The sequence below is a fragment of the Rickettsia senegalensis genome, assembly GCF_056135685.1.
Genome location: NZ_JBVYTQ010000001.1, coordinates 588,271 through 611,314 on the forward strand (window position 1 = coordinate 588,271; position 23,044 = coordinate 611,314).

Sequence of the window (23,044 nt, forward strand, 5' to 3'; positions counted from 1 at the left end):
ATCGATTTTAAAAATCAATTAAAATATTACTGATTAATTCCTAAAGCTTGTTTTTGAGCATCGGTAGTATTTTCCATTACCCACTTTTGGACATCAGGACTTAGTTGAGTATATGGGTTTGAATCCGGAGTTACAGATGCTACTAAGCTAGCAACCCAAGCTTGTTGATCGTCAGTACTCATAGCTTGTATTTGGGTTGTTGTAACTGAAGCTGGGTCAGGCATTTGCATTGATGAAGCAAATACTGGGCTTGCGAAAGCTAGAATTAATAAAATCTTTAATAAATTTTTCATTTTGTAAACCTTTTTTGTTTTGTAATTACGATTATAACAAAGCCACGGCAGCTTTCAAGCTAAATTATATTTAATATTTAAATTTTTTATACCACGGAGCTTTTATTGTAACAAATATATCAATTATCTACTTTATTGTCATTCTTGTGAGGTATTGTTGAGTAGGCCGGTTTATCCGTCATTGCGAGCGACTGAAAGGAGCGTGGCAATCTCATGAAGTAATAACAAACTCCTGAGATTGCTTCGTCGAATTACCTTGAAATTCCTCTCGCAATGACGGGGTGATACCCACGCAGGCGCAATGACATACCCCTTTATACTGTTAACTGTTCTCTGCAAATATTACGATAGGTTTCTGAGTTTTTAGATAAATCATTATGTGATCCGCTAGCCGCTACTTCTCCTTTATCTATCACTAAAATATAATCAGCTGATTCTATACTACTAATCCGATGGGCAATTGATATAATAATTTTCCCTTTCATTATTTTTTTTATAGAGTCTAGTAATTTCTGCTCGCTCATGGTATCTAAAGCACTCATTGCTTCGTCAAGAAGTAGGATTTGCGGTTTACGTAGTAATGCTCTAGCAATAGCTATCCTTTGTTTTTGTCCTCCTGATAATCTAACTCCTCTCTCACCGATTTTAGCATTGATACCGTCATGAAGTTTAGCGGCAAATTCTTCTATTCCCGTAATTTTTATTATCTCATTTATTTCGTCGTCGCTCGCTTGCGTATTACCGAATATAATATTGGACCTTACAGTGCCGGAAAAAATGTTAGCTTCTTGGGGAACATAGGCAATTAATTTACGAATTTCCGCAGGATTTGAAAGAGTTATATCTTGATTGTTAATAAGGATAACGCCGCTTTCTTGCCGGTAAAAACGCAGCAGTAACTGCATCAAGGTACTTTTGCCTCCGCCTGATCTGCCTACAATACCGATAAATTTATCGGCATTTATCTTCAAAGACATATTATTAATAATCCTTAAATTAGGTCTTGAATGATAGGTAAAATCGACATTTTTAAATTCTATCGAGATTGGATCGGAATTATTTAATTCTAAGTAACTATTATGTGTTATAGGAGTCTTGTCTATAATTGTAATTATTCGCTCTAGCGCGGCGAGTGGTAGATGTATTTCGCTTAATAGTGCAAAAATACCGCCGCTACTAAAGCCGGCAATGATTGCGTAATAAATAAATGATATAATTTGTCCAGCAGATACGTTCCCTTTAACTATATCCGAAGCTCCAATCCAAACAACTAAAGTAATTGCAAGAAATATAATTGCTATTGAAATCGCAAAGAATAAAGCACGAATTTTTAAACGAGTTTTGCAGTATGTTAAATAGTTTTGTAGTTTAGTATCAAAATCGGTAATTTTATTTGTTTGATTGTTAAAAGCATAGATAGCTCTAATATTATTAAAAGTTTCATCAATATCCGATGCTAAAAATGATTTAGATTCTAGAGCTTTTTTAGATAAAGCTTTAACATGTTTGCCGAATTTAATTAAAGGAATTAATAAAATAGGAATGGTAATAATTACTATAGAAGCGAGTTTAAAGCTTTCAAAAAACATTAAAGTAACGCCGCCAATTAGCATCACTGAATTGCGAATGAAAAAAGATAAGAAATTAACTATGAGAGTAGATATTTGATCTATATCATTTGTTAGGCGTGAAATTATATCGCCGATTTTTAATTCTTCAAACTCTTCGATTTCATAATTAATTAAATTACTGTAAGCTTCTTTTCTTATTTGATTAACTGCTTTTTCAGCAACATTATTGATAAAATATGAACGGAAAAAACTAGCAATACTTAAGATGATAATTAATAAACAGATATATAGTATGGATTTATCAACCGATAAAATATGGTCTTTGCTCAAGCCTCTATCAACTAAATTTCTAAAAACACTACCGATTAGTAATAATGAAGCTGATACGCTAAGTAAAGAGATCATAACGATGATCAAGTCTTTTTTATAGAACTTTAGATACTTAATCAGTCTATATAAAAGTTTGATATCCATAAGAAAAAATGTCATTGCGAGTGACTTTAGGCGTTGTTGGATATCAAATCGTCATTGCGAGGAGCGAAGCGACGTGGCAATCTAGAAAAATAATAAAAAGTACTAACTTTAGTATTTTTTACTGAATTGCTTCGTCGAATTACTATGTAATTTTCTTCGCAATGACGATTTGGTAACCACATAACAATCCCAAAATATGGGGCGAGTGACGGGATTCGAACCCGCGACCCTCAGAACCACAACCTGATGCTCTAACCAACTGAGCTACACCCGCCATAAATTAACAACGTAAATTTAGATTATCAGAAGGATTTAGTCAAGAATAATTAGGAGTGATAAGATTTATTTTCGGAAAATACGTTTTATATCGTCTTACATCTCTTGTTAACAAATCTACCTTCAATATACTCGCATGAGCACCAATAAAAAAATCCGGTAACATTGAATTTTTAATACCACTGTTCAATTTATATTTTTGAAAGGCTTTGCCTGCTAAAAACAATGCTTCTGTAGACAGGGGGGTAAGTTTAAAAAAGTTTTCAGTTATTGTAGCTTCTAACTCTTCTATTCTTTCGAACCCAATTGATATTTCAGTATAAATAATATCATTAATTATAAGTTCATGAAATTGCGAAAGTAATTTAATTTTATTTGAAGACCGCTCATACCAATTATTATCAAAAGTTATAATATCTAGTATTATATTGCTATCGACTAAAATCATGATTTAGTTAATTTCATTATTTCATCGGTAGACATATTTGATGTACTCTTGCCAGATAATTGTTGTATTAATTTTATACCTCTTTGATTGGAATTTTTTTTCTTTTTTAATAAAAACTCCATCTTTATGTAAAACGAAAGAAATTTCAGTATTAGGCAGCATTCCTAATTTACTTCTGATATTAATAGGTATGGTAATTTGTCCTTTAGTAGATATTTTCATAATTATAAAATAATTTTATCATTAGAGTTATAGTATACTATAAGTAAGAAATTTACAAGTAAGATTCTTACCCTGCGTTTTTTAATTCTTGAATAATTTTTTAGTTCATAATTTTATTTAATTACAATATAATTGATATATAGACAAACTGAATATACAAGATGAAAGCAAATGACGCATTTGACAGGTTTACTATAGAGCTTTTTAAAGATACGGATGGAGATTGGTTAGCAAGATTTGAAGAATTACCGCATGTATCGGCTTTTGGCAATTCGCCCGAAAAAGCACTGCATGAATTACAACAAGCTTGGACTTTAATGAAAGAAAGTTATATAAGTCATAATCAATCTATTCCTTTAGCACCCTCTAGGAAAGAGTATAGTGGGTAGTTTAATGTTAGAGTAGATAAACGTGTGCATCGAACTTTAGTACTTGAAGCACTTGGAGCAAAAATCAGTTTAAATGCTCTAGTATCTCAAAAATTAACTTTATCGGTAAACAATGAAAAAAGCAGTTATTCTAGTTAGCGGCGGGGCAGATTCTGCTACGGTTCTTGCAATAGCAAGAGAAATGGGTTATGAAATCCATGCTATGAGTTTTAATTACGGACAACGTAATAATGCAGAACTTCGGAAAGTTAAGGAGCTTATAAAAGAATATAACGTCAAGCAGCATAAGATTGTTGATATAGATTTGCGGGCTTTCGGTAGTTCTGCTTTAACCGATAATAATATAGATGTTCCGCATTATCACGATGTAAACGAACTACCTGAAGATGTGCCGGTTACTTACGTACCTGCTCGTAATACGATATTTTTAAGTTATGCACTAGGGTATGCAGAAGTAATAGGAGCAAAAGACATTTTTATAGGTGTGCATACAAGCGATTCGGCAAATTATCCTGATTGTCGCCTTCAATATATTAAATCTTTTGAAGAAATGGCGAACTTGGCAACCAATATAGGAAACAGAATTACCATTCATACTCCTTTAATTGACATGACAAAAGAGCAAATAATTAAAACAGGGCTGGAGCTTGGTGTAGATTATAAAAATACAATTTCATGTTACGACCCTACGGAGGATTATTTATCTTGTGGTAATTGCCTTGCTTGCATGATAAGACTCGATGCTTTTAAAAAGAATAATATACAAGACCCGATTAATTATGTATGATATATACTACTTATCTTTCAAGAATTGCTCTTTCATTTTATCAAGGACTCGTGATGCTCACGTACTATAGTGTACGCACCGCGCACTCGCCTATCAAAATAAAATTCAATCCTTGAAATACAAGCAGTATAACGACTTGAAGTATTATGATAAATAGAGAATATTTATATACTCCTTTTCCTGCACTTGATTTAAACGATATAGTTTTACGTGCGTTAGTCGAAGATGATGCACAAGATTATTTTAATTATATGAGTAAGTCGGAAATGGCTATTTATATAACTGATAGTAATAGACCTAAAGACTTAGAAGAAGCTAGAGAAGAAATGCGTTATTGGTCTAGTCTATATAAAAATCATAGAAGTTTTTATTGGGGAATTGCACTTAAAGATGATAATAAATTAATAGGTACGGCGGGCTTTAATACAATAAATTTAGAGCATCACAGAGCAGAAATAAGCTATGATCTAGATCCTAGTTTTTGGGGTCAAGGTATGATGTTAAAATCTATAAAAAATATATTAAAATTTGCTGATTATATTGGTATTATAAGAATACAGGCAACAGTAATTACTGATAATTTTCGTTCAATTAATCTTCTTGAGAGATGCGGTTTTGCTAGGGAGGGAATCCTTAAAAAATACGAAATAGTTGCAAATGGACATAAAGATTATTATATGTATGGTAGGGTTGTATAAGGTGTTGTTGACCGTCGTTGCGAGCGACTGCAAGGAGCGTGGCAATCTCATAAAATAATACTCCTGAGATTGCGTACGTACAAAACTTATAGTTTTTCCTCGCAATGACGATAATAAGAACTATTAAAATAAACATAAAAAAGAAAGTTAATGGTAGTAGAAGCTGATAAAAAAGAATTGATTTGTTCATTTTGTAGTAAAAAACAACATGAAGTAAAAAAACTAATAGCAGGCCCTGCGGTATTTATTTGCGATGAATGTATAGATTTATGTACGGATATTATGAAAGAAGAAAGTAAAGTTGCGTTAAAGCAAATTACTTCTTCAATTCCAACACCGCAAAAAATATGTGCAATTCTAAACGATTACGTAGTTGGTCAAGACCAAGCTAAAAAGATTTTAGCAGTAGCAGTTTATAACCATTATAAGAGACTTGAATATGTACAATCCGGCAATAATGACGTTGAACTTAATAAGTCGAATATTTTATTGATTGGTCCTACCGGCTCAGGAAAAACTTTACTTGCTCAAACGCTTGCTAAAATTCTAGACGTACCTTTTACTATGGCAGATGCTACTTCTTTAACGGAAGCCGGTTATGTCGGTGAAGATGTTGAGAATATATTACTACGTTTATTGATAGCAGCTGAGTTTAATATAGCGAAAGCACAAAAAGGCATAATTTATATTGATGAAGTTGATAAAATTACCCGTAAATCGGAAAATCCTTCTATTACTAGGGATGTGTCAGGAGAAGGCGTACAACAGGCGCTACTTAAAATTATGGAAGGAACAGTTGCTTCCGTACCTCCTCAAGGCGGTAGGAAACACCCGCAACAAGATTTCGTACAGCTAGATACTTCAAATATCTTATTTATTTGCGGTGGTGCTTTTATGGGGATTGATAGCATTATAACCGCAAGAACTAATCATAGTTCTATAGGTTTTGCGGCTAACGTAAATATTGATAAAGAGAAAAATAATAGTGAGATTCTTAAATCTCTAGAAATTGAAGATTTAACTAAATTCGGTTTAATACCGGAGTTTATCGGTAGGTTACCTATCGTTACGACTTTAGACGAGTTAGATAAAGATGCTTTAATTACAATTCTAACTAAGCCTAAAAACGCTATAGTAAAGCAATATCAGAAACAATTCGAGCTTGATGATGCTGAGCTTGTAATTGAGAATTCTGCACTAGAAGCTATTGCTGAAAAAGCTTTAGCTAAAAAGACTGGAGCAAGAGGGCTCCGTTCAATACTTGAGCATCTTTTGCTTGATAGTATGTATAAAGTTGCTGAGCTAAAGAAACAACGCGTTACTATTACAAAAGAGGTAGTTAACGGCTTAGTAGCACCGATAATGACCTCTCTCATTTCTACAAAATCAAACAAAAAACAACCGATTATTGAAGATATACCGGCATAAATATTGTTTACTCTCTATGTAATTCTTACGGGCTTGCCTGCGTGTATCGAAAAACGCATTCGGTGTCATCACGTGGCTTGACCGGCGTTGTTGCATGGCTCGGTTTTCCCGTCATTGCGAGAAGAATTACGTAGTAATTCGACGAAGCAATCCAGTAAAAATGCTGATTTACAGAATTTTTTAATCTTTTTCTGGATTGCCACGTCGCTTCGATCCTCGCAATGACGACTGGGAGTCTACGCAAGCAAGCCTTTCTCGCAAGGCGTTGTTGCGTAGAGATTAAAAAAGTCAATATAGCGCTTAGAGTATAAAAATAATTAAATTTTATATAATTCTAAAAGCTATATTGAGCTTTCCCAAGTGTAGAAGTCAAGATTTAATCTTACAGACATTATAAAAATTATATCTGAATGTCTGATAAGTTATGACTGTCAGATGAGTATTCAAGATATAAGATTTCGTTATTCTTTTCAACAGCTAACTTTTTACTATCCATAAAAGTCTGCATAGGTGTTTTTCCATAGCAATATTTACCGGAATGCGGTCTTTCATTATTATAATATGTAATAGTTGAGATTTAATCTTACATTTAGTAAAATTAAGATAATATTAAATGGAGGATTAGAGATGAATCTAAATCAAAAAATAATAAAGCCAAAAATAGGATTACTAGAATTAGCTAGGAGTCTTGGTAGTATATCGTCAGCATATAAAGCTATGGGTTACAGTAGAGACAGTTATTATAGGTTTAAAGAGTTATATGAAACAGGAGGAGAAGAAGCGTTATATGAGATTAGTCGGAAGAAGCCAATTATAGCGAATAGAGTTGATCCTGCCGTAGAGAGAGCAGTATTAGATATGGCAATAGAATACCCCGCTTATGGTCAGCTGCGAGTATCAAATGAGCTTAAAAAGACTGGTATTCTTGTATCACCTGGAGGAGTTAGATCTATTTGGCTACGTAATGATTTAAATAATATCAATAAAAGACTTAAAGCATTAGAAGCCAAAATGGCTCAGGATGGTATTGTTCTTACCGAAGCTCAGTTACAAGTATTAGAGAAACGGCGTAGCGAGAAAGAAGCTCATGGTGAGATTGATACACAGCATCCAGGTTATCTAGGATGCCAAGACACATATTATGTAGGTAATTTTAAAGGCATAGGCAAGGTATATTCTCAAGTGTTTATTGATAGTTACACTCGGGTTGCAGAGGCTAAACTATATACTGATAAAACAGCACTTACCGCTGCTGACATGCTTAATGATAGAGTGTTACCATGGTATGAGAGTCAGCAAATACCAGTACTTCGTATTTTAACTGATAGAGGTGGTGAGTATAAAGGTAATATAGAACATCATGCTTTTGAATTGTTCTTAAGCATTGAGGGTATTGAGCATACTACTACTAAAGCATATTCTCCTCAAACAAATGGTATGTGTGAACGTTTTAATAAAACTATGAAACAAGAATTCTTTGATACTGCTATGCGTAAAAAGATCTATACTGATCTTGATGATCTACAACTAGATCTTGATATTTGGCTAGAATATTATAATAATGAAAGACCGCATTCCGGTAAATATTGCTATGGAAAAACACCTATGCAGACTTTTATGGATAGTAAAAAGTTAGCTGTTGAAAAGAATAACGAAATCTTATATCTTGAATACTCATCTGACAGTCATAACTTATCAGACATTCAGATATAATTTTTATAATGTCTGTAAGATTAAATCTTGACTTCTACATATTACCTTTATACCCACCACCTCTATCAGTTAAAATACGAAGTACTGGTATTTGCTGACTCTCATACCATGGTAACACTCTATCATTAAGCATGTCAGCAGCGGTAAGTGCTGTTTTATCAGTATATAGTTTAGCCTCTGCAACCCGAGTGTAACTATCAATAAACACTTGAGAATATACCTTGCCTATGCCTTTAAAATTACCTACATAATATGTGTCTTGGCATCCTAGATAACCTGGATGCTGTGTATCAATCTCACCATGAGCTTCTTTCTCGCTACGCCGTTTCTCTAATACTTGTAACTGAGCTTCGGTAAGAACAATACCATCCTGAGCCATTTTGGCTTCTAATGCTTTAAGTCTTTTATTGATATTATTTAAATCATTACGTAGCCAAATAGATCTAACTCCTCCAGGTGATACAAGAATACCAGTCTTTTTAAGCTCATTTGATACTCGCAGCTGACCATAAGCGGGGTATTCTATTGCCATATCTAATACTGCTCTCTCTACGGCAGGATCAACTCTATTCGCTATAATTAGCTTCTTCCGACTAATCTCATATAATGCTTCTTCTCCTCCTGTTTCATATAACTCTTTAAACCTATAATAACTGTCTCTACTGTAACCCATAGCTTTACATGCTGACGATATACTACCAAGACTCCTAGCTAATTCTAGTAATCCTATTTTTGGCTTTATTATTTTTTGATTTAGATTCATCTCTAATCCTCCATTTAATATTATCTTAATTTTACTAAATGTAAGATTAAATCTCAACTATTACATATTAGAGGAATTTTAATTAGTCTTCCAGGATTAACTCCAAGCCATTTTCTAAATCCAAGCAAGATATCCTTCATGGTAACTATGTCTGGTCCAACTATTTTTAATAATTTGTGGATTTTTCCTTCCTTTCTATACAGTGAATAATTACTTTCGTTAAATCATCAATATGAATAGGTTGAAATTGTTGTAAACCATCGCCTATTAAAGGAATAAAATACGGTAATGTTGCAAGAGCCCTAAATAGTGAGGTACTACCGTAACAACCGCTTGCGTAAACAAGAGATGGCTGCAAAATTACCCAGTCTATATTTTCTAATTTTTGTAAATATGCTTTAGCTGCTTTTTTAGTTAACGCATAAGCAGTGTTTTCTTCATCATCTATTCCAAGAGCTGAAATATGAATAATTCTTTTTACATTAGTAATGGTGCAAGCCTTAAATAGAGCCTTTGGACCATTGACATGAACATTTTCAATATTATTAGCATGACTAGACTTTAATACACCTGATACATTAATAACTATATCTATGTTATTTAATCTATTTATCTAGCTTTGTGGTGTTAGGTCTATATTAAAATCACAATATATAACTTCTGCAGTAGGGAATTTTTTCTTGGTAGATTCAACATCTCTAACACAGCATATTACTTCATAATTATTCTTTAATAATTCAGCTGTAATATATGAGCCAATAAAGCCGTTAGCTCCTGTTATTAGTATTCTCATTATAATATACTCCGAGTAAATGAAAAGTTGGTATACGAAGCTCAATTTGGAAAAGAGCAAGGAGTCTGTAAGCTGAGGAGCGGAGCGTAAAATAATAATACGTGAGCATCCGAGGTCTTACAAAGACGACGTAGCCAATTTTTCAGATTCAGCGAGTATATAGACGATTTAGATATTGATATTTTTTATATCATTAATCAGATTCTGTTGCAAATAGAAGATAAAAAAGGATATATTATGTCCACAACTATTGTTTTTTGGTTAAAAACTTTTGCGCCCTAATACTCTTCTCTCTTATCAGAAACCGGCGTTGCCCGTGTGTGATTTTAATGTTATCTCATAATAAAATAATTAAAGATTATAAATAATTAAATATAAAAGATTTGAATAAATATTAAGAGATTTTTATATTTTTATTTTAACTTTAATATTTATTTAATTGAAATTATGAGTAATAAACTAGAAGTAATAATAAAATATTATAATGATATATCAAATTTAGGCGTAAGATTATGGAAAACTACTACAGCACTTGCTAGTTTTAATTTAGGTGAGGTATTGAAAATATGGTTCTGTGATAAAAATTTTAAAGATTTAACGATACTAGATCAAAGTTTTATTTATACTCAATATTTAGAAACAATGTTAAGTAAAGTAGCTGCTACCGGAAAGTATCAAGATGAGAATATCGGTCATTCTCACTGGAGCAATTGTTTTGGAGAGATAAATAATCAAGATCATTTTTTAGATACAAAGCTACAGAAGTTAATAGGAGTAGAAAACAAGAATATCATTGATTCTATGCTAGATAATATAGGGGATATAAATGCACTAGAGTTTAGTACCTTTGTGACTAAAGCCCAAGGATTTTTAAAAAATAATTTAGATCAATCTGAAAGCTTGATTAAAGCAGCCGAAGAAATCGATGCTATGGCATATCCTCTGACGAGAGAGTATTTTTTATATCGCTATATAGCTAAAGCAATATTACTTACAAATACTTTAAACGTATCTTCCTCTTATGAAGCCGAGTTTAATATAGTAAAAAAAGCCCATTTAAATTTTACAAATCATCTTAATTCATTAGAGCAAAGTCTTACTAGAATAGAAAAAGCTACGGATAAATATAATGAAGATCATAAAATTGCTTCTTGGTTAACTGAAAAATCAGATTTAGTTAGCAACCATTCAGGTAAAATAGCAGCTACTTATGCTGCTCTTATAGCTGGTGTAATTGCTTTACGTTCGTATGTAATTGATGAAGATGATCCTTGGTATGAATTATGTGCTTTACCGACCACTAGCCTTGCGATGCTACAAATTTTATTATCTTTTCCAGGTACGGTCTTATCAAATAGACAAACTAAAGAGATTAATAATAATATGTTTCAAGCATTAGAAAATAACAATGACAATGAAAATGCTGAAGACATTAAATTTTTATTTGATTACACTCCAAGCCTTGCTAATGATGCCGTAAATACAACTGCGATTTGTTTTAGATATGCTGCTAATTTAGGGTTACAGCCTATCGATTTATTAAATAATGATATTATTAATCGTATAATTGTATATACGGCTTTGCGATGGTCTGCAGCTGCAGGAGTAGTAGAAGAACAAAGTAAAGTTACAAATTTTATGCAAAATAAATTAATTAAATTTTTGCATGATAAAATTGTACCGGCTTTAATTGAGAATAAGAAATTTACAGCTGAAGAAATTAAACCATATTTTCAGTTACTATATAAACATTCCGAAAAAGATAAGAATACGCAAATAAAACTTCAGGCAATATATAATAAACTTACTAATCAAGATATAGATTTTAACAATATTGAACCAGACATTAGTACCTATCATGGATGGAAGAGTACTGCTATGTGTTCGGCAATAGCCACGCTGATTTTAGATTATATATGTTTTTATTTTCGTAATCCAGAATTAGAATTTTATGAAGATCCAATGTTTTATGCCTCCACTTCTGTTAAATTAATGCGTCTTGCTTCTTTATTGGTATCAACATATTGTGGCAATAAAGTTATAGAAAATATCACCGGCAAAAAATTAACTAATGATGTGTTTTTTCAAAAGTTTTACTACAATGATGCTGCAAGGTTGACTGTAGCGATAGTACCTTTAATAATGTTTGAGTCTATTAAAGATTTAAAATTCTTAAGTCTTGCAACTTTAATAGATGTTTTAACAACTGCTATATCGGATTTAAATGCTGGTAAGGCAATTAGTAGTGCAGGTAAAAATATTGCTGAGAAAGCCGCTACTACCCTTACTTGGCTTAATAAAATTGCCTCAGGCACAAACGATGATACAGTTATTGATATTGATGCTACAGAAGAAGTACCATGTCTAGGTTCTGTGCATATTTGATTAATTATGATTATTCTATTAAAAGTAGACAGAATCGAGTATAAAAAATTATAATATTACTAAGAGCCTGTCGGTAAATAAATATTAATCGGTAATTTGGTTCTTTTTTTGCTGCAAATTATAAGATTTTTTTGAAAAATGAATAACTATTCCTGCAAAAATCTCATTAGTTTTCGCTAAAAAAGCTCTTTAATTACTAATTAATATTTATTTACCGCCAGGCTCTAACTTCTTTTTAGAGTATTTATGCGTATTAAAAATAAATCGAAACTTGTGTTAATTTTTCCATTTATATTATTAGCAGTAATTTTACCAATATATTTGTTATTAGAAATTTATGATCTAGGAAAAAATGGTATATATCGCAAGGATCTATATCAGGGGCTTTATTATAATTTTTCGTCCCTTTCATTACAGAAACAGTTAGAAAAGTACAATTATACCGTACAGCTTCCTAAAAATCCAAATGTTCCTTACAGAATTGCAATACTATGCAGACATGATCGTTTGGCCTGTATGAGAGTGCAGCAAGCAGCGAATAATCTTGGGTGGGAATCATTATTTATTTCAATAAGCACTGATATGCATCCGATAGATATTTTTAGAATGTATAGTATAGTTAGGCAATTTAATCCTGATTTTACTATATCCGCAGCTGATTTTGGTAAGGTTGGGGATATTAAACACTATTTTATTTTACATTTTCCTTGTCTGAGAAATAATGCTAAATATTTGATAGACATTGCTTTGGTTCCCTATTATTGTCCTAAACCTATTAAATCTGATGGATTGCTTGCTGTTACGGATTTTAAAAAAATTAATCAATATTATGAAGATATTTCCATACCTATAATTGATTTCAAGTTTTCACGACCTAAAACAGAGTTTATTAAAATTAATTATTCGAGGTTATTTATGTGTGGCTATAATTGGGATAATACTCGCTTTGGTCTCAAATATAAAAAGTTATATAAACTACTTGATAAACGTAAGGATGTAGACATGTATGGCCCTAGATCAGGATGGTTACTGCTTAATTCCTATAGAGGATTTATACCTTGTAACGATCAGTTATTTGTTGATACAATAAGAAAAAGTGGTATTGGTTTAGCATTGCATTCGGAAGATCATATTATGGAAAACTTTCCTTCCGGACGAGTTTTAGAACTTGTGAGTTCTTCAGCATTGGTAATTGTTGATGAAATGCCGTGGGCAAAAGAAACTTTTGGTGATAATATACTATATATAGAAACTTTAAACAAATCTCCTGAGGAAATATACTCTCAAATAAATCAACATTTAGAATGGATTAAGTCTCATCCTGAAGAAGCTTATGAAAAAGCAAAAAAAGCTCATCAGATTTATCTCGATAAATTTACTATGGAACAAATCCTTACAAACATAGCTAATATGCATAATAATATTGTAAGCCGGGAAAATTAGGGGGGCAGAGAGTGTATAAAGTTATACTTATAATTTTTGTAATTATTTGGGGAACAATAAATGTGTACGACTCTTCATTTATCCGTTTTTTTTATTATAGATTTTTACCTGTAGAAAAAATTACTAAACTGGATGTTATTAGTGGTGAAAACCTGCAGACCGGTAAGTTGGAGATGAGTAAACATAAGGTTGTTTTTGCCGGCATTACAAGGAGTAATGCGCCTCATTTACCAAACGCAATGCGTCATATAGAATATATAGGACAGTTTTTTTAGATTACAGGATAATAATTTTTGAAAATGATTCTACCGACTCTACAAAATTAATGCTAAACTTGTGGCAGTTAATAAATCATAAAGTAAAAATTATATCACAGGACTTTTTTAACCAAAAAAGACCTTCTATAAAGTTCCTAGCGGATATTAGAAATAAATATCTAGAAATTTTTAATACAAGTGAATTTGATGAGTTTGATATAGTAATCATTCTTGATATGGATATAGGTTACGGTATTGATATTAGGGGAATATTAGACAGTTTTAGCAAAATTGATCGTTGGGATGTTGTATGCTCAAATGGAATATTTAACTCCAAAGGACAAATGTATGATGCTTTTGCCTTTCGTAATGAAGAATTTTCCTATACACCGTATGAGTATAACCTAAAAACCGGCAAGAGTTATTTTGATACGGAAAACCTTGCTTTAATGCAGAAAATATATCCTCCGGATTCAGATTTACTACCGGTAAATTCGTGTTTTAATGGTCTTGCTATATATAAAAGAAAATTTTTTGAAAACTGCTTTTACGATTCCATAAAAGAAGATTGCGAACACATATACCTGCATGAGTGTATGCGTTCTAAGCATAATGCACGAATATTTATGAATCCAGCACAAATTATCCGTTATGAGCATTATAGGTAAGGTTATAGTATACCTCTATAATTTTTCTTCTATTTGTGGTGGATTTTCTACTTCTACTTCGATAATCTCAGATTTAGAAGAAACGATTTGATAACGCTCTAAGGTAGCTGGCATGACTTTATTTCCTGAATCAATGCCGAGTTTGTGAATGTTCTTAACTCTCGACATAAAATTACGATTAAACGAGGCAGCGAATTTATCATAATTAGTAACCATATTATGTAGGTTATTACCTATTTTCTGAGAATAATCAGCCATAGTACCGATAGAGCTTAGTAATTTTCTTACTTCTTCAATAATTACCTTATAATTTTCCGAACGACGATGATCGGTGATTTGAAATTTTGCAAATGATAGCATATTCATAAGCCCGGCAGGTCCTACGGGAAAGATATTACAGCTCCAAGCTTTTTGTAAAAATTCAGGGTCGGCTACAATGACTTTCTCGACCGCTTGTTCAGTGGGTAAAAACATTAAAGTAATAACATTGTTAAAGCTCTGATCCTTTTTGTTTAGATTAGTTAAAATATTTTCGGCATAGTCTTTATTAGCCAAAGATTTTAAATGATAATTCATGGTTTTACTAAGACTCATGTTATTATCCTGCTCGTCCACAAGAAATTTAGAAGCTTTAGAATCAATAACCATTAAATTACCAGAAGGAAGAAAAATAAGAGCATCAGGTCTTCGCTTTCCGCTATCTGTTGTAGTTAGACCGTATTGCATAATGAAGTCTAAATTAGGACGTAAGCCTGACGATTTTAGGATATTCTCAAGCGTAATTTCAGCAAGTAACCCCGCACCGATCGGAGAAAGCAACGACTGCTTAATCAAATCAACCGTACCTTTTGATTGCTCTATATCTTTATTTAAAGCTCCCACCATCGTAATTAATCGCTCGAACTCGCTATTAAACTTCCCTGATGCAGTAGCGATATTTTTCTCGGCTAGCTCTCTTGCCGCATTGTTTTCCATTTTGTGAATTTCGATTAATTGCTTGGATAAATCCTTACCTAAATCAAATAACGCAGCTTTAGCCGATGAAAATGATTCTTCTCTTATTTTTTCCGAATCCTTAATAGTCTGCTCTTGAAATTCTACTTTGCACTTCAATTGCTCAATTTTCTGTAAGAACCCTATTTTTTCTTGGTTCAATAATTGGTTGTTATTACTAATTTCTAGATTCTGCTCTGATAAGAATTGTAGCTGGGTTTTTAAGGTTGTAGTTTTTACATAAAGCCAAATGATTAAAGCTAGTAAAATAAGTAGCGTAGCTGCGGTAATCGGTAATAAATAAGGCATAGAATAAGTTTGAGTTTTTAATATTAGATAATACTAAAATCTTATACAATTTTCACCAAATATATTATTAACTAAATATTAAAAAATTAACTTGAAAATTTAAAGCTGGGTGTTTTATGAAAAAAATTATGTTGCAAGGGCCAAACGCAGATATGGATTATGACATAAACAATGAAGATATTGAAATACTAAACAATGAAGAAAGTTTTGATGATTTTCTTAATCCTACAAAAGATAAAAGAGCAGGAGCTGAAATATTTCTTTATGCTCATGGCAATACAGAATTAACAGAAGTAGCAGGAGATATATTAAATTTATATTCATCAGAGCGTAGTAACGATAATAAAGCTAACAAGATAATTGCAAGAATTGCTTATAATACTGAACCTGAAGAGGTTAATATTATTCATGTGCTTGCCTATCACTCTAGTGATATACATAATCATATAAAGCGGATAGAAGGTAATATAGTACTACTGGCCTATAGTCGTTCTGATGATGTAGCGTGGAGCGACGATTGTGAACATTTTTATAATTCTAGGGTCAATAATAATGAAAGTATTATATGTAATAGTTGAGATTTAATCTTACATTTAGTAAAATTAAGATAATATTAAATGGAGGATTAGAGATGAATCTAAATCAAAAAATAATAAAGCCAAAAATAGGATTACTAGAATTAGCTAGGAGTCTTGGTAGTATATCGTCAGCATATAAAGCTATGGGTTACAGTAGAGACAGTTATTATAGGTTTAAAGAGTTATATGAAACAGGAGGAGAAGAAGCATTATATGAGATTAGTCGGAAGAAGCCAATTATAGCGAATAGAGTTGATCCTGCCGTAGAGAGAGCAGTATTAGATATGGCAATAGAATACCCCGCTTATGGTCAGCTGCGAGTATCAAATGAGCTTAAAAAGACTGGTATTCTTGTATCACCTGGAGGAGTTAGATCTATTTGGCTACGTAATGATTTAAATAATATCAATAAAAGACTTAAAGCATTAGAAGCCAAAATGGCTCAGGATGGTATTGTTCTTACCGAAGCTCAGTTACAAGTATTAGAGAAACGGCGTAGCGAGAAAGAAGCTCATGGTGAGATTGATACACAGCATCCAGGTTATCTAGGATGCCAAGACACATATTATGTAGGTAATTTTAAAGGCATAGGCAAGGTATATTCTCAAGTGTTTATTGATAGTTACACTCGGGTTGCAGAGGCTAAACTATATACTGATAAAACAGCACTTACCGCTGCTGACATGCTTAATGATAGAGTGTTACCATGGTATGAGAGTCAGCAAATACCAGTACTTCGTATTTTAACTGATAGAGGTGGTGAGTATAAAGGTAATATAGAACATCATGCTTTTGAATTGTTCTTAAGCATTGAGGGTATTGAGCATACTACTACTAAAGCATATTCTCCTCAAACAAATGGTATGTGTGAACGTTTTAATAAAACTATGAAACAAGAATTCTTTGATACTGCTATGCGTAAAAAGATCTATACTGATCTTGATGATCTACAACTAGATCTTGATATTTGGCTAGAATATTATAATAATGAAAGACCGCATTCCGGTAAATATTGCTATGGAAAAACACCTATGCAGACTTTTATGGATAGTAAAAAGTTAGCTGTTGAAAAGAATAACGAAATCTTATATCTTGAATACTCATCTGACAGTCATAACTTATCAGACATTCAGATATAATTTTTATAATGTCTGTAAGATTAAATCTTGACTTCTACAACTGAAAAAACTAGAGAATTTCAAGGTGACTTTTTACTATACAGATGGAGGTCATGCCTCCATATTGCAGTTACGCCTATTAAAAAGCTATACGTTCAATAAGAGTACCAATAACCTTATCATGAATATCCAATGACTTGGAAAAGCAGATTGTCTTACGTGCAAGCCTCTTGCATCTCGTTCTAAGGTTCAAGTTACTTCGTTCTATCCGTTGAGTGATTTTTTACTGATAATATGCTTTTTAGGGTCTAATAACCTAGCATAACTCCCCCATCCATCTGTATAGTAAAAAGTCACCTTGAAATTCTCTAGTTTTTTCAGTAATGATTCTAATGTGCTATCACATCTTGTACCAAACGTATAAGCAACTACTTTTAACGAAATCTTATCCAAGGCATACCAAAGCCATCGTTGTCTGGATTTATTCTGTACATAAGACCATTGTTCATCTATCTCAGGAGCAATAATTACTTCTGTTGTACTGATAGAATGATTTATTGTTTTTTAATACTAGATTTTTTTAAAACACGGATAACTGTATTGATACCCACTTTTAATACTCTTACTGTATCTCTAACTCCAGAGCCGTTGATTGACATTTCTACTATTTGCTCCTTAACTCCAGGCTTAGATGCATTATTAATATACTCCAATTAAAAATATCGATTACACCGCTTGCATTGATATCTCTGTTGTTTTGAAATTGAATATCCTGACTTTATTACTTCTTCTGTGTTGTTACAATATCTACACTTAACATCTATTTTTGCCATAACTCCTTAACTATAATTCTCTCTTATTACTGTTTGAGGATTATAGACTATTTACTCTAAACTGCAATACGGAGGCACGACCTATGCACGATAGTTTAGAGAATGGTAGGAAATATCGTTTATTTAATGTGATTGATGACTTTAATAGAGAGAGCCTTGGTACTGAGACTGATTTTTTATTGTCAGCAGGAAGAGTTATCAGGTCACTAGATCAAATTATAGAATGGCGAGGTAAGCCAAAATCTATACGTTGTGATAATGGACCTGAATATATCAGTAAATTATTGAGCAAGTGGGCAAAAGAAAAGAATATCAAGTTATTATTCATTCAGCCAGGCATGCCTCAGCAAAATGCATATATTGAAAGATATAATAGAACTGTAAGATATGATTGGTTAAATCAGTATTTATTTGTTAATATACAAGAAGCACAGGATCTTGCAACTCAATGGCTTTGGTCTTATAATAACGAAAGACCTAATATGGCTATTGGCGGTATAACACCAATACAAAAATTAGCTCTCGCAACTTAACTCTCTACTCTCTATTGCGATTAAAAATGGGAGGATTACCGGTTATTATTGAAAAACAATTAACACATATGCTAAAAGAAATACTTCCTACTTCTTCATTTATTGTTAACAGTAATCACTTTGTAAAAGCTATTGAAACTAACAATCCTGAAATTATTAATTTAATATTCAATCAGCGTTCACAAGATGCTAGGTCGTGCCTCCGTATTGCAGTTTAGAGTAAATAGTCTATAATCCTCAAACAGTAATAAGAGAGAATTATAGTTAAGGAGTTATGGCAAAAATAGATGTTAAGTGTAGATATTGTAACAACACAGAAGAAGTAATAAAGTCAGGATATTCAATTTCAAAACAACAGAGATATCAATGCAAGCGGTGTAATCGATATTTTTAATTGGAGTATATTAATAATGCATCTAAGCCTGGAGTTAAGGAGCAAATAGTAGAAATGTCAATCAACGGCTCTGGAGTTAGAGATACAGTAAGAGTATTAAAAGTGGGTATCAATACAGTTATCCGTGTTTTAAAAAAATCTAGTATTAAAAAACAATAAATCATTCTATCAGTACAACAGAAGTAATTATTGCTCCTGAGATAGATGAACAATGGTCTTATGTACAGAATAAATCCAGACAACGATGGCTTTGGTATGCCTTGGATAAGATTTCGTTAAAAGTAGTTGCTTATACGTTTGGTACAAGATGTGATAGCACATTAGAATCATTACTGAAAAAACTAGAGAATTTCAAGGTGACTTTTTACTATACAGATGGATGGGGGAGTTATGCTAGGTTATTAGACCCTAAAAAGCATATTATCAGTAAAAAATACACTCAACGGATAGAACGAAGTAACTTGAACCTTAGAACGAGATGCAAGAGGCTTGCACGTAAGACAATCTGCTTTTCCAAGTCATTGGATATTCATGATAAGGTTATTGGTACTCTTATTGAACGTATAGCTTTTTAATAGGCATCACTGCAATATGGAGGCATGACCAGATGCTATAAGCGATAATCCTGCACAAATTCTTAACATAGCTATTGAGTACAACAACAAAGATGTCATTGAGTTTCTAGTATCAAATGTAGAAGATGAAATATCAGAAATGCAGCTAGAACAAACTTTAAAGAATAATTTTATATCATCACTTAAATATAATCTTGTAGATAGAGTAAAATTGTTATTGCCTTTCGCATCAAAAATATCCTTCGCATCACAAGATTTAATAAATAGTGGTATTGATATTAGAAAAATCGTTGAAAATCATGATGAAGAAATAGTAAAAATGATATTTGAATCTCCAAATATAATATCCCTACATGGATATTATGTTAACTTAGAAATACAAAACGGTGATTGGAAAAACGCTGTATATTTAAAAAAAGCTGCCAAATATACTCAAGGATCCAGTACCCTAGTGCAAGAAGGATTAATAAGAGCATGGGATCTACAAAATAAATTTACTGGAATGAGTGTAAGTGAAGTTGCTAAATTTGGCTCACCAGAATTAATGGGGCTAATATTTAAAAATTTAAGCCCTGAGCAAATTCAAGATACTCTTAGTAAAGCTGTAACAAAATCTATTCAATTTAATAAAGATACTGCTGAGCTTAAGGAGCTACTACAATATCCAGATATTAAAATAACTTCAGAAAATCTTTATGAAGCGATACTCACGGGAAATAAAGAATCAGTAGTATTAGTAGTTAATCATCCGTCTACTAAAATAGATTATTGGTCTTTTATAGAAACAATCTTAAGAGTAAAAAATTCAGAAATCCTAGATTTAATATGTACTCATCCGTCTTCAGCAGAATTAGTAAGAAATTATTATTACAAAAATGAAAGGCATCCGGATAAAATTGCTAAGATTTCACATTATGTTCAAGAAATCCATGAAGATACTATCAATATTTTAGGGAATGAAGAATTTTAGCATAACTTAATTTGTAGAAGTCAAGATTTAATCTTACAGACATTATAAAAATTATATCTGAATGTCTGATAAGTTATGACTGTCAGATGAGTATTCAAGATATAAGATTTCGTTATTCTTTTCAACAGCTAACTTTTTACTATCCATAAAAGTCTGCATAGGTGTTTTTCCATAGCAATATTTACCGGAATGCGGTCTTTCATTATTATAATATTCTAGCCAAATATCAAGATCTAGTTGTAGATCATCAAGATCAGTATAGATCTTTTTACGCATAGCAGTATCAAAGAATTCTTGTTTCATAGTTTTATTAAAACGTTCACACATACCATTTGTTTGAGGAGAATATGCTTTAGTAGTAGTATGCTCAATACCCTCAATGCTTAAGAACAATTCAAAAGCATGATGTTCTATATTACCTTTATACCCACCACCTCTATCAGTTAAAATACGAAGTACTGGTATTTGCTGACTCTCATACCATGGTAACACTCTATCATTAAGCATGTCAGCAGCGGTAAGTGCTGTTTTATCAGTATATAGTTTAGCCTCTGCAACCCGAGTGTAACTATCAATAAACACTTGAGAATATACCTTGCCTATGCCTTTAAAATTACCTACATAATATGTGTCTTGGCATCCTAGATAACCTGGATGCTGTGTATCAATCTCACCATGAGCTTCTTTCTCGCTACGCCGTTTCTCTAATACTTGTAACTGAGCTTCGGTAAGAACAATACCATCCTGAGCCATTTTGGCTTCTAATGCTTTAAGTCTTTTATTGATATTATTTAAATCATTACGTAGCCAAATAGATCTAACTCCTCCAGGTGATACAAGAATACCAGTCTTTTTAAGCTCATTTGATACTCGCAGCTGACCATAAGCGGGGTATTCTATTGCCATATCTAATACTGCTCTCTCTACGGCAGGATCAACTCTATTCGCTATAATTGGCTTCTTCCGACTAATCTCATATAATGCTTCTTCTCCTCCTGTTTCATATAACTCTTTAAACCTATAATAACTGTCTCTACTGTAACCCATAGCTTTATATGCTGACGATATACTACCAAGACTCCTAGCTAATTCTAGTAATCCTATTTTTGGCTTTATTATTTTTTGATTTAGATTCATCTCTAATCCTCCATTTAATATTATCTTAATTTTACTAAATGTAAGATTAAATCTCAACTATTACAACTTATTTTAATACTACTAGCTAGACTATTTCGTTGCTGATGTCGGAATAGTCTTAACCATTTCGACATTTAATTATAAGCCATATCCTCGTGCATACCAATAAATGTAGCTGAATTGACTATATTCACTTTATCTTCTAGAGGTCCGAGTGGCTGAGCCGGTTTTAACAATTCCTGCGTTAGTATAAATTTGGTTTTTTTCTCGATATTCGATAAAAAAGGTAAATGTAAGCTATGAGGGCTGTATATTATTGCATATTTATCCCATTCTAGATATTGTCTATTCAAATGCTCTTTATATTCAGATGGGCCATATACTTCTATACTACCAAATTTATATTTTTTTAAAGGATATAGTTCATACTCATAAAAAAAATCATTTGGATATTTATTACGCATGCTTTGATTAAAATGAACAAATTTATCATTTTCTTTATGAAATACGAAAATATCTAAGCATCTTTCCCCGCAAATTACATAAATTTTATTATGTTTAACGCGATATCCTAATTGTTCAAATTGCGGTAATATTTGTTGCAAATGTATTTCGTCTTCATGCATAATACCGATATCTAAATCATCGTCAAAAGGAATTATGCCTTGATGTCTAACGGCTCCAAGCAGAGTGCCGCCTTCTATCCAATAATTAATATTATTCTTACCAAGTAGCTCATGAGTATCTTTCATTAGCTGATAAAGGCTAAGTGCTTTTTTCTCACTAATTCTATATTTTTTTACTTGTTCATCACTTAAGGTTACATATCGCCAGTCATGTTCTAATATATAAGCATAAAAAAATATGCCGACGAAAATAGTAAGAATTAAGCGTAAAATATTTTTAAAGGATAATATTGACTTTAATTTTATCACCTTGAACTTTAAATTACATTTTCCTTGCTGATATAACATTTTAAAACAACTGGCTATTACT

The 23,044-nt window shown here is 32.1% G+C and carries 19 protein-coding genes, 1 tRNA gene and 7 pseudogenes; 15 read left to right on the plus strand and 12 right to left on the minus strand.

Annotated features, from left to right (window positions below; translation table 11 throughout):
• Positions 1 to 26 precede the first annotated feature (26 nt).
• The 5 genes from AC0ODJ_RS03105 to AC0ODJ_RS03125 form a co-directional block, all read right to left on the minus strand.
• The gene (locus AC0ODJ_RS03105; protein ID WP_474465009.1) at positions 27 to 293 is read right to left on the minus strand and encodes a DUF2673 domain-containing protein; all 267 of its coding nucleotides are present in this window, start codon (positions 291 to 293) and stop codon (positions 27 to 29) included.
• A gap of 314 nt (positions 294 to 607) precedes the next feature.
• Positions 608 to 2,338: an ABC transporter ATP-binding protein gene (locus AC0ODJ_RS03110; protein WP_218460899.1), complete on the minus strand. Its 1,731-nt coding sequence runs from the start codon at positions 2,336 to 2,338 to the stop codon at positions 608 to 610.
• A 197-nt stretch (positions 2,339 to 2,535) separates the two neighbouring features.
• Positions 2,536 to 2,612, minus strand: a tRNA-His gene (locus AC0ODJ_RS03115).
• A 42-nt stretch (positions 2,613 to 2,654) separates the two neighbouring features.
• Positions 2,655 to 3,062, minus strand: coding sequence for a type II toxin-antitoxin system VapC family toxin (locus AC0ODJ_RS03120; protein WP_474465012.1), 408 nt, complete (start codon positions 3,060 to 3,062; stop codon positions 2,655 to 2,657).
• Between the two features lie 21 nt (positions 3,063 to 3,083).
• Positions 3,084 to 3,284 (minus strand): AbrB/MazE/SpoVT family DNA-binding domain-containing protein, encoded by a 201-nt coding sequence (locus tag AC0ODJ_RS03125; protein ID WP_256621532.1) that lies wholly within the window; start codon positions 3,282 to 3,284, stop codon positions 3,084 to 3,086.
• 161 nt (positions 3,285 to 3,445) lie between these two features.
• On the opposite strand from AC0ODJ_RS03125, the pseudogene AC0ODJ_RS03130 reads away from it, so the two are divergent.
• From AC0ODJ_RS03130 to clpX, 4 genes and pseudogenes are all read left to right on the plus strand, one after another.
• Positions 3,446 to 3,811 (plus strand): annotated as a pseudogene (locus tag AC0ODJ_RS03130) (toxin-antitoxin system HicB family antitoxin).
• Positions 3,786 to 4,460 (plus strand): 7-cyano-7-deazaguanine synthase QueC, encoded by a 675-nt coding sequence (gene queC / locus AC0ODJ_RS03135; RefSeq protein ID WP_218460891.1) that lies wholly within the window; start codon positions 3,786 to 3,788, stop codon positions 4,458 to 4,460. The pseudogene AC0ODJ_RS03130 and the gene queC overlap by 26 nt, the downstream one beginning before the upstream one ends.
• Before the next feature lie 146 nt (positions 4,461 to 4,606).
• Positions 4,607 to 5,158: a GNAT family N-acetyltransferase gene (locus AC0ODJ_RS03140; protein WP_218460890.1), complete on the plus strand. Its 552-nt coding sequence runs from the start codon at positions 4,607 to 4,609 to the stop codon at positions 5,156 to 5,158.
• A 150-nt stretch (positions 5,159 to 5,308) separates the two neighbouring features.
• A complete protein-coding gene (clpX, locus tag AC0ODJ_RS03145) occupies positions 5,309 to 6,586 on the plus strand; it encodes an ATP-dependent Clp protease ATP-binding subunit ClpX (protein ID WP_218460889.1) in 1,278 nt (425 codons plus the stop codon).
• A gap of 400 nt (positions 6,587 to 6,986) precedes the next feature.
• Here the strand turns inward: clpX and AC0ODJ_RS03150 are convergent.
• Positions 6,987 to 7,154: pseudogene (locus tag AC0ODJ_RS03150) on the minus strand (IS481 family transposase); the annotation flags it as partial.
• Between the two features lie 59 nt (positions 7,155 to 7,213).
• Between AC0ODJ_RS03150 and AC0ODJ_RS03155 the strand changes: the two are divergent.
• Entirely contained in the window at positions 7,214 to 8,299 is a 1,086-nt protein-coding gene (locus tag AC0ODJ_RS03155; protein ID WP_121834048.1) for an IS481 family transposase, read from the plus strand.
• Between the two features lie 37 nt (positions 8,300 to 8,336).
• On the opposite strand, the pseudogene AC0ODJ_RS03160 reads toward AC0ODJ_RS03155, so the two are convergent.
• Positions 8,337 to 9,062, minus strand: a pseudogene (locus AC0ODJ_RS03160) (helix-turn-helix domain-containing protein); the annotation flags it as partial.
• A 166-nt stretch (positions 9,063 to 9,228) separates the two neighbouring features.
• Positions 9,229 to 9,855, minus strand: a pseudogene (locus AC0ODJ_RS03165) (NAD-dependent epimerase/dehydratase family protein).
• 447 nt (positions 9,856 to 10,302) lie between these two features.
• Here AC0ODJ_RS03165 and AC0ODJ_RS03170 point away from each other — a divergent pair.
• The 4 genes from AC0ODJ_RS03170 (at position 10,303) to AC0ODJ_RS03185 (ending at position 14,608) form a co-directional block, all read left to right on the plus strand.
• Positions 10,303 to 12,240, plus strand: coding sequence for a hypothetical protein (locus tag AC0ODJ_RS03170; RefSeq protein ID WP_474465016.1), 1,938 nt, complete (start codon positions 10,303 to 10,305; stop codon positions 12,238 to 12,240).
• A 246-nt stretch (positions 12,241 to 12,486) separates the two neighbouring features.
• The gene (locus AC0ODJ_RS03175) at positions 12,487 to 13,683 is read left to right on the plus strand and encodes a glycosyltransferase family protein (RefSeq protein ID WP_474465017.1); all 1,197 of its coding nucleotides are present in this window, start codon (positions 12,487 to 12,489) and stop codon (positions 13,681 to 13,683) included.
• 11 nt (positions 13,684 to 13,694) lie between these two features.
• On the plus strand, positions 13,695 to 13,958 hold the full coding sequence (locus AC0ODJ_RS03180) for a hypothetical protein (protein ID WP_474465019.1): 264 nt from the start codon (positions 13,695 to 13,697) through the stop codon (positions 13,956 to 13,958).
• A 59-nt stretch (positions 13,959 to 14,017) separates the two neighbouring features.
• Positions 14,018 to 14,608, plus strand: coding sequence for a hypothetical protein (locus tag AC0ODJ_RS03185; RefSeq protein WP_474465020.1), 591 nt, complete (start codon positions 14,018 to 14,020; stop codon positions 14,606 to 14,608).
• A 15-nt stretch (positions 14,609 to 14,623) separates the two neighbouring features.
• On the opposite strand, the gene AC0ODJ_RS03190 is transcribed toward AC0ODJ_RS03185, so the two are convergent.
• Positions 14,624 to 15,910: a DNA recombination protein RmuC gene (locus tag AC0ODJ_RS03190; protein WP_474465021.1), complete on the minus strand. Its 1,287-nt coding sequence runs from the start codon at positions 15,908 to 15,910 to the stop codon at positions 14,624 to 14,626.
• Between the two features lie 116 nt (positions 15,911 to 16,026).
• Here AC0ODJ_RS03190 and AC0ODJ_RS03195 point away from each other — a divergent pair, with 116 nt between their 5' ends.
• The gene (locus AC0ODJ_RS03195) at positions 16,027 to 16,488 is read left to right on the plus strand and encodes a hypothetical protein (protein WP_218460138.1); all 462 of its coding nucleotides are present in this window, start codon (positions 16,027 to 16,029) and stop codon (positions 16,486 to 16,488) included.
• Positions 16,489 to 16,541: 53 nt separating this feature from the next.
• The gene (locus AC0ODJ_RS03200; RefSeq protein ID WP_121834048.1) at positions 16,542 to 17,627 is read left to right on the plus strand and encodes an IS481 family transposase; all 1,086 of its coding nucleotides are present in this window, start codon (positions 16,542 to 16,544) and stop codon (positions 17,625 to 17,627) included.
• 118 nt (positions 17,628 to 17,745) lie between these two features.
• Here AC0ODJ_RS03200 and AC0ODJ_RS03205 read toward each other — a convergent pair.
• Positions 17,746 to 18,439: pseudogene (locus AC0ODJ_RS03205) on the minus strand (IS1 family transposase).
• Between the two features lie 83 nt (positions 18,440 to 18,522).
• Here AC0ODJ_RS03205 and AC0ODJ_RS03210 point away from each other — a divergent pair.
• From AC0ODJ_RS03210 to AC0ODJ_RS03225, 4 genes and pseudogenes are all read left to right on the plus strand, one after another.
• Positions 18,523 to 18,972 (plus strand): annotated as a pseudogene (locus AC0ODJ_RS03210) (integrase core domain-containing protein); the annotation flags it as partial.
• A gap of 26 nt (positions 18,973 to 18,998) precedes the next feature.
• Positions 18,999 to 19,190, plus strand: a complete 192-nt coding sequence (locus AC0ODJ_RS03215) for a hypothetical protein (RefSeq protein WP_474465023.1) — start codon at positions 18,999 to 19,001, stop codon at positions 19,188 to 19,190.
• Positions 19,191 to 19,246: 56 nt separating this feature from the next.
• Positions 19,247 to 19,941, plus strand: a pseudogene (locus tag AC0ODJ_RS03220) (IS1 family transposase).
• Positions 19,942 to 20,080: 139 nt separating this feature from the next.
• Positions 20,081 to 20,911, plus strand: a complete 831-nt coding sequence (locus AC0ODJ_RS03225) for a hypothetical protein (RefSeq protein ID WP_474465024.1) — start codon at positions 20,081 to 20,083, stop codon at positions 20,909 to 20,911.
• A gap of 51 nt (positions 20,912 to 20,962) precedes the next feature.
• On the opposite strand, the gene AC0ODJ_RS03230 is transcribed toward AC0ODJ_RS03225, so the two are convergent.
• Positions 20,963 to 22,048 (minus strand): IS481 family transposase, encoded by a 1,086-nt coding sequence (locus tag AC0ODJ_RS03230; RefSeq protein ID WP_474465612.1) that lies wholly within the window; start codon positions 22,046 to 22,048, stop codon positions 20,963 to 20,965.
• 134 nt (positions 22,049 to 22,182) lie between these two features.
• Complete coding sequence (locus AC0ODJ_RS03235) at positions 22,183 to 22,983, minus strand: LicD family protein (RefSeq protein ID WP_474465697.1); 801 nt, start codon at positions 22,981 to 22,983, stop codon at positions 22,183 to 22,185.
• Between the last annotated feature and the right edge of the window lie 61 nt (positions 22,984 to 23,044).

What these genes read in the sequence shown, in the direction of transcription:
- AC0ODJ_RS03105 (WP_474465009.1), bottom strand. Translation starts at nt 293, where the DNA reads ATGAAAAATTTATTAAAGATTTTATTAATTCTAGCTTTCGCAAGCCCA.
- AC0ODJ_RS03110 (WP_218460899.1), bottom strand. Translation starts at nt 2,338, where the DNA reads ATGGATATCAAACTTTTATATAGACTGATTAAGTATCTAAAGTTCTAT.
- AC0ODJ_RS03120 (WP_474465012.1), bottom strand. Translation starts at nt 3,062, where the DNA reads ATGATTTTAGTCGATAGCAATATAATACTAGATATTATAACTTTTGAT.
- AC0ODJ_RS03125 (WP_256621532.1), bottom strand. Translation starts at nt 3,284, where the DNA reads ATGAAAATATCTACTAAAGGACAAATTACCATACCTATTAATATCAGA.
- queC (WP_218460891.1), top strand. Translation starts at nt 3,786, where the DNA reads ATGAAAAAAGCAGTTATTCTAGTTAGCGGCGGGGCAGATTCTGCTACG.
- AC0ODJ_RS03140 (WP_218460890.1), top strand. Translation starts at nt 4,607, where the DNA reads ATGATAAATAGAGAATATTTATATACTCCTTTTCCTGCACTTGATTTA.
- clpX (WP_218460889.1), top strand. Translation starts at nt 5,309, where the DNA reads ATGGTAGTAGAAGCTGATAAAAAAGAATTGATTTGTTCATTTTGTAGT.
- AC0ODJ_RS03155 (WP_121834048.1), top strand. Translation starts at nt 7,214, where the DNA reads ATGAATCTAAATCAAAAAATAATAAAGCCAAAAATAGGATTACTAGAA.
- AC0ODJ_RS03170 (WP_474465016.1), top strand. Translation starts at nt 10,303, where the DNA reads ATGAGTAATAAACTAGAAGTAATAATAAAATATTATAATGATATATCA.
- AC0ODJ_RS03175 (WP_474465017.1), top strand. Translation starts at nt 12,487, where the DNA reads ATGCGTATTAAAAATAAATCGAAACTTGTGTTAATTTTTCCATTTATA.
- AC0ODJ_RS03190 (WP_474465021.1), bottom strand. Translation starts at nt 15,910, where the DNA reads ATGCCTTATTTATTACCGATTACCGCAGCTACGCTACTTATTTTACTA.
- AC0ODJ_RS03195 (WP_218460138.1), top strand. Translation starts at nt 16,027, where the DNA reads ATGAAAAAAATTATGTTGCAAGGGCCAAACGCAGATATGGATTATGAC.
- AC0ODJ_RS03200 (WP_121834048.1), top strand. Translation starts at nt 16,542, where the DNA reads ATGAATCTAAATCAAAAAATAATAAAGCCAAAAATAGGATTACTAGAA.
- AC0ODJ_RS03215 (WP_474465023.1), top strand. Translation starts at nt 18,999, where the DNA reads ATGGGAGGATTACCGGTTATTATTGAAAAACAATTAACACATATGCTA.
- AC0ODJ_RS03225 (WP_474465024.1), top strand. Translation starts at nt 20,081, where the DNA reads ATGCAGCTAGAACAAACTTTAAAGAATAATTTTATATCATCACTTAAA.
- AC0ODJ_RS03230 (WP_474465612.1), bottom strand. Translation starts at nt 22,048, where the DNA reads ATGAATCTAAATCAAAAAATAATAAAGCCAAAAATAGGATTACTAGAA.